Origin of the sequence: Methylobacterium sp. E-025 (assembly GCF_022829705.1) — a bacterium.
GTDB lineage: Bacteria > Pseudomonadota > Alphaproteobacteria > Rhizobiales > Beijerinckiaceae > Methylobacterium.
In genome coordinates, this window is record NZ_JAKSYR010000193.1 from 1 (window position 1) to 8,518 (window position 8,518).

Annotated in this window: 10 protein-coding genes and 2 pseudogenes; 6 read left to right on the top strand and 6 right to left on the bottom strand. The window is 62.3% G+C overall.

Going from position 1 to position 8,518, the window contains the following annotated elements:
- The coding region (locus MKK64_RS26810) for a Crp/Fnr family transcriptional regulator (protein ID WP_243938751.1) at positions 1 to 606 on the top strand (606 nt) is incomplete at its 5' end.
- A gap of 2 nt (positions 607 to 608) precedes the next feature.
- Positions 609 to 872, top strand: coding sequence for a hypothetical protein (locus tag MKK64_RS26815; protein ID WP_243938753.1), 264 nt, complete (start codon positions 609 to 611; stop codon positions 870 to 872).
- Between the two features lie 191 nt (positions 873 to 1,063).
- On the opposite strand, the gene MKK64_RS26820 is transcribed toward MKK64_RS26815, so the two are convergent.
- The gene (locus MKK64_RS26820) at positions 1,064 to 1,294 is read right to left on the bottom strand and encodes a hypothetical protein (protein ID WP_243938755.1); all 231 of its coding nucleotides are present in this window, start codon (positions 1,292 to 1,294) and stop codon (positions 1,064 to 1,066) included.
- An 887-nt stretch (positions 1,295 to 2,181) separates the two neighbouring features.
- Here MKK64_RS26820 and MKK64_RS26825 point away from each other — a divergent pair.
- Positions 2,182 to 3,156 (top strand): hypothetical protein, encoded by a 975-nt coding sequence (locus MKK64_RS26825; protein WP_243938757.1) that lies wholly within the window; start codon positions 2,182 to 2,184, stop codon positions 3,154 to 3,156.
- Between the two features lie 26 nt (positions 3,157 to 3,182).
- Entirely contained in the window at positions 3,183 to 4,031 is an 849-nt protein-coding gene (locus MKK64_RS26830; protein WP_243938759.1) for a hypothetical protein, read from the top strand.
- A gap of 2 nt (positions 4,032 to 4,033) precedes the next feature.
- Here MKK64_RS26830 and MKK64_RS26835 read toward each other — a convergent pair whose 3' ends face one another.
- Together MKK64_RS26835 and MKK64_RS26840 are read right to left on the bottom strand one after the other, a co-directional pair.
- Entirely contained in the window at positions 4,034 to 4,927 is an 894-nt protein-coding gene (locus MKK64_RS26835) for a site-specific integrase (RefSeq protein ID WP_243938761.1), read from the bottom strand.
- 70 nt (positions 4,928 to 4,997) lie between these two features.
- A complete protein-coding gene (locus MKK64_RS26840) occupies positions 4,998 to 5,312 on the bottom strand; it encodes a hypothetical protein (RefSeq protein ID WP_243938763.1) in 315 nt (104 codons plus the stop codon).
- Between the two features lie 243 nt (positions 5,313 to 5,555).
- Here MKK64_RS26840 and MKK64_RS26845 point away from each other — a divergent pair, with 243 nt between their 5' ends.
- A complete protein-coding gene (locus tag MKK64_RS26845) occupies positions 5,556 to 5,798 on the top strand; it encodes a hypothetical protein (RefSeq protein WP_243938765.1) in 243 nt (80 codons plus the stop codon).
- Positions 5,799 to 5,954: 156 nt separating this feature from the next.
- Here the strand turns inward: MKK64_RS26845 and MKK64_RS26850 are convergent, their stop codons facing one another.
- Positions 5,955 to 7,118, bottom strand: coding sequence for an aldo/keto reductase (locus tag MKK64_RS26850; protein ID WP_243938767.1), 1,164 nt, complete (start codon positions 7,116 to 7,118; stop codon positions 5,955 to 5,957).
- 23 nt (positions 7,119 to 7,141) lie between these two features.
- Positions 7,142 to 7,900 carry an SDR family NAD(P)-dependent oxidoreductase gene (locus tag MKK64_RS26855; protein WP_243938769.1) on the bottom strand — a complete coding sequence of 253 codons (759 nt, stop codon included), beginning with the start codon at positions 7,898 to 7,900 and terminating at the stop codon, positions 7,142 to 7,144.
- A 141-nt stretch (positions 7,901 to 8,041) separates the two neighbouring features.
- Between MKK64_RS26855 and MKK64_RS28180 the strand changes: the two are divergent.
- Positions 8,042 to 8,386, top strand: a pseudogene (locus tag MKK64_RS28180) (LysR family transcriptional regulator); the annotation flags it as partial.
- 7 nt (positions 8,387 to 8,393) lie between these two features.
- Here MKK64_RS28180 and MKK64_RS26865 read toward each other — a convergent pair.
- Positions 8,394 to 8,518: pseudogene (locus tag MKK64_RS26865) on the bottom strand (IS630 family transposase); the annotation flags it as partial.

Genomic DNA, 8,518 nt, shown 5'->3' on the forward strand with positions numbered 1-8,518 from the left:
GATGGCCTCGCTTGCCGCTACAAGGTGCTCCCGGACGGTAAACGCCAGATCATGGCGCTTATGGTTCCAGGGGACTTCTGCGACCTCAACGTGTTCATCCTCGACCAGATGGACCACAACATCGGTACGATCTCCCCGTGCCATGTGGTCGACATCCCGCGTCGGGCAATCGAGGAGATTACCGAGGCCCATCCGCAGATCACTCGGGCCTTCTGGTGGTGTGCCCTTGTCGATGAGGCGGTGCTGCGCGAGTGGCTGGTCAACCTTGGTGGTCGTACCCCGGAGCGACGTATCGCTCACTTCCTCTGCGAACTGTTGGTTCGGCTCGATGCGGTGGGAAAAGTCACGAACGATAGCTACCCCTTCCCGTTCACGCAGCCCGAGCTTGCCGACACGATGGGCTTGTCCGCCGTTCACGTGCACCGTACGCTCCGCGAGCTGCGTGATCTCGGGCTGATCACGCTCAAACGACGGGTTCTGACAATCCACGATGTCGAGCAGCTCAAGGCGTTCTGCGGGTTCACGCCCAACTACCTCCACCTCAAGAACACCCGCTGGGGCGCACGCCGAAGCGAGCCATGGCTGAGCCAGCTCCGGGGAAGCTAGGAATGGATGCGCGCGACAACGTTGAGACGTTGCTCGTGCTGCAGCCGATCATGGTCGACACGGGCAGCCCGGATCGGGAAGGGCGTCTCGTCCTCGCCAACGGCCTGCTGATCGCCGTGCTGGTGCGTCTCGATACCCCCGAGCACGAGGTGGGCCCGGGCTGGTTCGTGGAGGCGGCCTTCGGACGTCTCTTCGGAGTGTCAGCGCCGATCTTCGCCACGCTGGAGGAGGCCACGCGATGGCTGCGCCAGCACCGAAAAGCGTGACTGAAGTAGCCACGTTGCAGGCCCCCTCCCGCTCGGATGCCGCGATACCGTTCCTCGCGAGACAACAAACGTCTTCGAACCTGCTGATCCACAAGCTCGAACACACCTGCATTCTCGACGAGAAGAAATAGATGCGAGATTTAACACAAAACTGTATCAGTTACAAATCCGATTACTATAAGAAGATAGCTTTACAACTTGCGCGCCATCATGGTGACCCTGGCGTCCATAACGCAATCTCCATACGCATCATGAGCGTTTGCCGTAAAAATTGTTCTTCCTTTATTTTTTTCTACATCGTGAAGCATTGTTGCCAGCGTCTGGCGCAAGACTAGTGCGAGTTCGTCGGGGCCGGAAAGAACAAGCCCTTCCTTCTCGTGTACCTGTGCTTGATCTGATGTCGATATAAAATAACGCGGCATAGATATCTTCCTTGCGACTATCAGTGCTCTGTGCCAGGCCGGTTTGGACGCGGTGCCTCACCGTGATCTTTTACGAAGCTTGAGCGTTCGGGATTGCCTTTAGACTTCGCTACTCTGCCACGGAGCACAGATGCGACTACAATGACCACCATCAGGGTCATAATTGCCAAACCAGCAATAAGATATTCATTTCCCGGCATGCTATCTGCCTTTATAAATTATGACCTATGTCGCTTTTATGTTAGTTTGAAACGAGGACTTTAGAGACGATCGTTTTTTAAGGCCAGATCGTTGCAGCGATTAATATGGCTGCTACCATGCAGTAAGATGAAACTAATATGAAGCTGAAAGACATAGTAGCTGAACCTTGCCGGCGCCATCAAAACACGGTTCCGTCGGCTGGATCGGGGGCAACAACCAACGGAACCGGTCGATAGTATATTCACCGGAACTCCGGTCAGAGTAGACTAGACAAAATATCGTAGGCAGTATGATCAATTGCTAACTATCTGTGAAGTTTTAATCCTGCCGCGGATTAATATTCAGGTATGCGGCAGTAAATTGCGCACCCATTCCCGGCCGAGGTTGGAGGGGGTAGACCCCGGGCTCACCCAACTTCACGCGTTCCAGGGTACGTGCACTCTCGCGTTCGAACTGCCGAGGCGGCATCTCCCCAGCCTCCACCCGCCGGGCAAGCTGCGTCCGGTAGGCGACTGCCGCGTCGTGATCCGGGCTGAGCATAACATTTACCCGTACAGCCGGATGGTTCCTGGACTTATTTCAGGCCCGCGGGCATCGCCATCGTGGATGGAGCAGCAGTGTGGCGAACAAGCCGCATCCGGGATCATGTGGCGCAGCTAAGGTGAGTTCTTCCTCCAGAACCGGGCATGCGGACATTGTCGCCTTCAGCAAAGCCGTCCCTCCTCACGGCTTTGCTGCTGCTGGGCCTGCTCGCCAACTCCGCGCCCGTCCAGGCCGGACAGGATACGGGGAGCGGAAACCAGAAGGGCGGGCCGGAGACCCAAAGGAAGGGCGACGAGCCCGACAAGGTCGACACCGAGAACTTGTTCGGCTTCACCGAGGGAACCGACACCGGCAAGAAGGGCGAGCAGGAAGTCCTTTTCGACGCCATCGGACGCTTCAGCAAGCGCCGTGACGGACCCAACAGGTCAGGTTACGGCGCCGCCCAGCCCGTCATCAGCTACCAGTACGACCCCACCGACAACTTCAGCATCGAACCGGGCCTCTGGTTCGACACGCGGGACAGCCGCAACATTGTGGGGGTGCCAGACAAGTCGTTTGGGACGTTCAACGGCGGCTCGCTGGAGCTGAAGTACCAGTTCTTCAAGCGCACCGACGACAGGCCGTTCAGCGTTGCCCTACAGGCTGAGCCGCAGTACGCGCGCATCACGCCCATCGAAGGTCAGGGGGCGGACGTGTTCAGCGTCGAGTCCCGCCTGATCGCCGACGCGCGGCTCGTGCCGGACAAGCTTTGGGGCGGCGTCAACCTGATCTACGATCCTCAGGTGAGTCGCCTGAAGGGCTCCGGCGAAGTGGACCGATCCTCAACGCTGTCGGTCTCGGGCACGCTTATGGCTAAGCTAGGAAAGAGCGTCTTCGTCGGACCGGAGGCGCGGTACATGCGCGCCTATGACGGCGCGTTCCTGAACCGCTTCGAGGGCCATGCTGTGTTTGTAGGGCCCGTACTGCACTACCAGGTCATGGAAAAGGGCTTTCTCACCCTGGCCTACTCGACGCAAGTCTTCGGGCACGACCGCGACCCGGACTTCGCGGACCGGGCGTTCAACCTTAACCAGTTCTCGCGCCATAACCTGCGCGTCCGCTTCGGCGTCGAGTTCTGAGGGAGGTGACGGCCATAGGAGAAGCGATGCGCGTCCGCTTCCCCAAACTAGCAGCGGCAATCCTAACGCTCTTGATAGGGTCTGGCGGCGCATCGCGTGCCCAGGACGAGCCCATCACGCTGGCCGATGATCCGTTCGAGGTTTCCGATCCTCACGCTACGTCGCCGGGTGAGGCGAACTTCTCCCTCGTCGGATCATATGAGCGGGCAGCATCAGGGCGTGTACCCGGCACAGCAGGGGCGGAAACCGAGCTAAGCTATGGTGTGGCGCCGAAGCTCGATGTGAGGGTCGGTCAAACAGGTGCCTACGGCAATCTCGACATCCGTCGTCGACTAGGGACGGTCAGCGCGGACACTTCTGGATCCTCTGAGGGGGGCGACAGGGCCAACCTCGGTGGTACGACGCGTCTGGGGGCGCTCTACCAGCTTACGGACGAGAGCGGAGCGATGCCTATCATCGGTCTGCTCGGACGTGTTCGCGCACTCTACGGTCCGGGTGGTACGGCCTACGAGAGCGAAGGAACAGCGCTTTTCGGCAAGACGCTCAAGAGCGGCGAGTTTCCTCTCGGCGTCAGCCTGAACCTTGGGGGCGCTTATCGGTTCGACCCAGCACCGGGCGAGAGAACGACCCGCTACCTAGTGAATGCCTCGGTTGGGCAGGCGGTCTCGCGCGACACTGCGCTTGTCGCGACTTATGCCTGCGAGCAGCAGGAACTGGGACTCCCAGACTACAGCCTCGTACAGGTTGGGGCTCGGCATCGGCTGAGAAGCCAACATGCCATCCTGGGCGTCGCCGTGGGCTTCGGGCTCAACCGGAATACGCCGCAACTTCAACTTGCTGTTGCTATTCAATGGGAGTTTGGTAGCGCCCGTTAGCTCTATAGGAAGCTGCTCCCCGCGTGGTCCTTGAAGGCGTTCGCCCTCCGAACGTAGCTGAGCACGGTCCTCGGGTCTCGATGGCCCGACACTTCCATAATGCAGACAAGATCGGCCCCGCGCTCGGCCGCCGTCGTCACGAACCCGGCCCGCAGGCTGTGCCCACCGAACGCCGCCGGGTCGAACCCTGCGGCCCCAGCGTACCGCTTCACGATGTCCCCGATGCTGCGATCCGTCAGCGCCTCAGCTCTGATCCGGCCTGACCGCGACACCGGCCGGAACACCGGCCCGTCCGTAATCTCGGCCGCGGCGAGCCATTCCCGGACCAAGGCAACCGGTCGGACGTGCCGACCGTGCGGGATCGCCTTTTCGGTCCCCCTGCCCTCCTGATCGGTTTTCGATCGCCGGATCAGCACCCGCAGGCGATCGACGTGATCGGTCAGGTCGGAGACGAGGAGCGCTGCCAACTCCGACCGCCGGAAGGCACCCGCGAACCCGAGTCCGAGCAGCGCTCGATCCCGCTTCCCCGCAAGCCCAGGCGGAGCGTGCGAGAGCATGGCGGCCAGCACCTCGGCAGTCGCGGCGGTCTTCTGCCGGATCTCCATGTCAGGGCGGCGCCGAATGCCCTTGATGACCGCGTGCACCGTCTCGTGCGCGCCGGGGTCTGGCAGTCCAGCGAGCTTATGGGCGTAGGCGATAGCCGCGAGCCGCCTGCCGATCGTGGATGAGGCCCGCCCGGCCGCCGCCTCATGCGAGAGGAACGCGGCGATTGTCTCGGGCGCGGCTGGCAGCGATAAGACCCCATGGCCTTCACACCATGCCGTGAAGGCTGCCGTATCTGACTTGTAGGCACGGATCGTGGCCTTGGCCTTCGAGGCGCGCTGGTAGTCTCGCACCAGGGCGAGCGCGACGGCAGGTAGGTGGCTGCTAGGGCTGGGCGAGGTATTGATGGGCGACGGCAGAGTTTCAGATCTCGGCATCGCACCCTCTGCCCGCACCGAGCGCATTCGCGATCATGCCGCCGATCGGGCCATCTGCCCAATCGTTCGGAAGGCCCATGTAGTGGCCCGGCCGGCGGATCATGCCACAGACAAACCGCCCCCCCTCGAACTCCAGCGCGAGGCACGGTCCCTCGGCCGGATGACCGGGAATGTGTTCGAGCGCGATAGCGCACGGCTCGGCTGCACAGCAGTAGCCGCAACCGTTGCAAGGTGAACCGTAGGCCGGCTTCACCGGAAGCCACCCGCCTCGCGTCCCGTCTATCGCCAGGATCGTGCTCATTGCCTTGGCTTCATTCTTTCACGGCCCTTGCGATCGCGCCTTCTTTAACCTTCCGAGAATGCGTTTTATCGGAAGTTGCATGCTCATGCACTAGCGAAACTACGTTTTCATGTAGTTATGTGATTACATAATCACTGGGCTATTACTTCAAGGGGATGCCGGGGTTGGCTCGGGTTTCCATTCCGCTCGCTGCCCTGCTTCCTCTTCGTAGCCTACGCTTGGCGCCAAGCAGGGAGGTAGGCCATGGCGGAAAGCGCATCGGGTTTCATGCGCGATTGGATCTCGGAAAACATCCATAATGACCCGATATGGGGTGATAGAATAGGTGAGCGGACTGCTGCGGAAATAGTAAAGCTAAAAGCGGATGCGCGAACAGCGGGTTTAGATCTAATCGACCCAGAACTAGATGATGATTTGCTCCACGATGAGGTATGGGCGGCGATTGAAAATGTTGACGATCCCGAAGTTGGCGGGATCAAGGATTAGAGTTGCTAGGCCCAGCCAAAAGCTCTCTCTTAGTCCTGAACGAAGGCTAGGTGGGAAATATGACGCTTGGCCCCCCGGTTGGGTCCGCTCTCGACCCATTACGGGCCTTGGGAACGTCTGCTCTTAGGGCGGGGAGGGCGACCCTGGAAACTCGGGTCAGGGCTCAACCTGCTCCATCTGCTCCGCATTCATCCGACCGCCTTGGAAGGGGTGCAAGGCTAGGGTGGTGGCGATCTCACGTAGATCGTCCGGGGTCAGCACGACGTCAGTGGCACCTAGGTTCTCGACAAAATGCTTGATGTTGCGAGTGCCGGGGATCGGAACGATGAAAGGCTTCTGGGCCAGCAGCCATGCCAAGGCGATCTGAGATGGCGTCGCCCCCTTCCTCGCCGCAAACTCCTGCACGAACGCGGTGATCGGTCGGTTCGCCGCCAAGCTCTCTGGGCTGAAACGGGGGAAGCCAGATCGCATGTCTGTCTTCGGATCGAAGCGGGACTTCTCGTCGATCTTTCCGGTCAGGTAGCCCTGCCCCACCGGCCCCCAGGGGACGAAGCCGATCCCCAGTTCCTCGCAGACCTGCAGGACCCCATTGCGTTCGGGGCTTCGTTCGATGAGCGAGTATTCCGTCTGGACCGCCGCGACGGGTTGGACCGCATGCGCCTGCCGGATGGTCCCGGCACTCGCCTCCGATAGTCCGAAGTGCAGCACCTTCCCCTCGGCGATCAGATCCCTGACCGTGCCGGCGACGTCCTCAATGGGCACGTTCGGATCGACGCGATGCTGGTAGTAGAGATCGACGTGGTCGGTCCGCAGACGCTTCAGAGACCCTTCGATGACGCGGCGGATCCGCTCGGGACGGCTGTCTCGGCCGATGGTGCCGTCGATGGCGAAGCCGAACTTGGTGGCGATCCTGACCTTGTCGCGGAAGGGCTTAAGTGCCTCGCCGACGAGTTCCTCGTTCACGCAAGGGCCGTAAACCTCGGCCGTGTCGAAGAACGTCACGCCCTTCTCGAAGGCGGTACGGATCGTAGCGATGCCCTGGGCTCTGTCCGCGGCAGGGCCGTAGTTGGCGCTGATGCTCATGCATCCTGCGCCGATGGCCGAGACCTCAAGGCCGCCGAGCTTCCGTTTCATCATCTTTCCGGTTCCTTGCGGGCGCGTGTCGGCGCCGGTGCTGAGTGTGGTGTCGGAGCTGCCTGACGACGCGGCCCATGACGGTCGGGCCACGACCATTGCGGCGGCCGCGAGGGAGGCGTAGGCGAGGAAGTCGCGTCGGTCGGGCGCGCGGCGGCCACCCGTAGCGGGGTCGTTCGTGCTCATGGGGGCGGGCCTAAGATACTGGGTCAGTGGGCGACGAAGCCGCCGTCAACAGGCAGCGCGACGCCGACGACGAAGCTGGCGCCTGAGCTGCAGAGCCAGAGGACAGACGCGGCCAGCTCCTCGGGTCTGCCGAGCCGGCCGATGGGCTGGTCGCGCATGATCCCCTTGATCTGGTCGGCATCCATGCCCGACGACATCGGAGTGTCGATCACGCCGGGGCAGACCGCGTTGATGCGGATGCCGCGGGGCGCGTAGTCCATCGCCGCGCTCTTGGTCAGGCCGACCACGCCGTGCTTGGTGCCGTGGTAGGCCGCACGGCCCGCCTGCCCCACGAGGCCGCCCAGCGACGAGCAGTTCACGATGCAGCCCGAGCCCCGCTCCCGCATGTGCCGCAGCTCGTGCTTCATGCAGGCCCAGACCCCGCGCAGGTTGATCGCGGTCACCGCGTCGAACGCCTCCGCGGTCTCGTCCGCCATGTCGCCATTCGGCCCGACCACGCCGGCATTGTTGAATGCCATGTCCAACCGGCCGAACGCCGCTACGGTGCCGGCGACCATGGCGGCGATCTGGGCCTCGTCGGACACGTCGCAGTTGATCTCGAGCACCCGGTGGCCGGCGGCCGTCAGGCCCTCGCTCGCCTTACGCAGCGCGTCGGGATTGACGTCCGCCATCGCCACGGAAGCACCTGCCTCGGCGAATGCCCTCGCGGTGGCGAGGCCGATGCCGGTGCTGGCGCCCGTCACCAGAGCTACCTGGCCTGTGAAGTCATAGGTCGGGTTCATCGTTCGGCCCCTTGCGCGGGCGAAGGCCGGGTGTCCCCTACGATCGCCTATGTGCTCGTTGTGCTCGAACGGAACCTAAGGGATGCGTGGTCATACGATTAGGTGGTAGAACCTGCATGTACCTATAGACAGGATTTATGAATGGCGCGGGAGACGGTGACCGACCTGATCGCTTTCCTCGCTGTCGCGCGGGAACGGAGCTTCACCCGGGCCGCCGCCCAGCTCGGTGTGTCCCAGCCCTCGCTGAGCTACACGATCCGCACCCTGGAGACCCGGCTCGGCCTACGCCTGTTGACCCGGACCACCCGCAGCGTCGCGCCTACAGAGGCGGGGGAGCGTCTGCTGCGGACGGTGGGGCCGCACTTCGACGGGATCGAAGCTGGGCTCGCCGACCTGACGGCCCTACGGGAGAAGCCATCCGGGAACCTTCGGATCACCTCGGTCGAGCACGCCTCCGACACGATCCTGTCGCCGGCCCTAGAGCGTTTTCGGTTTAATCTGGTCCGTATCCAGCGGCAGCGAAGAAGTTGGCGCACTCGTCAGGTGTGACGGTGTCGACGAGACGTCCGATGGCCGACCACAATCCCTCGACGGTTCGCTCGGCCGCTTTGCGTAGCA

Coding starts and splice junctions, on each gene's coding strand:
- MKK64_RS26815 (WP_243938753.1), top strand. CDS start 609: ATGGATGCGCGCGACAACGTTGAGACGTTGCTCGTGCTGCAGCCGATC.
- MKK64_RS26820 (WP_243938755.1), bottom strand. CDS start 1,294: ATGCCGCGTTATTTTATATCGACATCAGATCAAGCACAGGTACACGAG.
- MKK64_RS26825 (WP_243938757.1), top strand. CDS start 2,182: ATGCGGACATTGTCGCCTTCAGCAAAGCCGTCCCTCCTCACGGCTTTG.
- MKK64_RS26830 (WP_243938759.1), top strand. CDS start 3,183: ATGCGCGTCCGCTTCCCCAAACTAGCAGCGGCAATCCTAACGCTCTTG.
- MKK64_RS26840 (WP_243938763.1), bottom strand. CDS start 5,312: ATGAGCACGATCCTGGCGATAGACGGGACGCGAGGCGGGTGGCTTCCG.
- MKK64_RS26845 (WP_243938765.1), top strand. CDS start 5,556: ATGGCGGAAAGCGCATCGGGTTTCATGCGCGATTGGATCTCGGAAAAC.
- MKK64_RS26850 (WP_243938767.1), bottom strand. CDS start 7,118: ATGAGCACGAACGACCCCGCTACGGGTGGCCGCCGCGCGCCCGACCGA.
- MKK64_RS26855 (WP_243938769.1), bottom strand. CDS start 7,900: ATGAACCCGACCTATGACTTCACAGGCCAGGTAGCTCTGGTGACGGGC.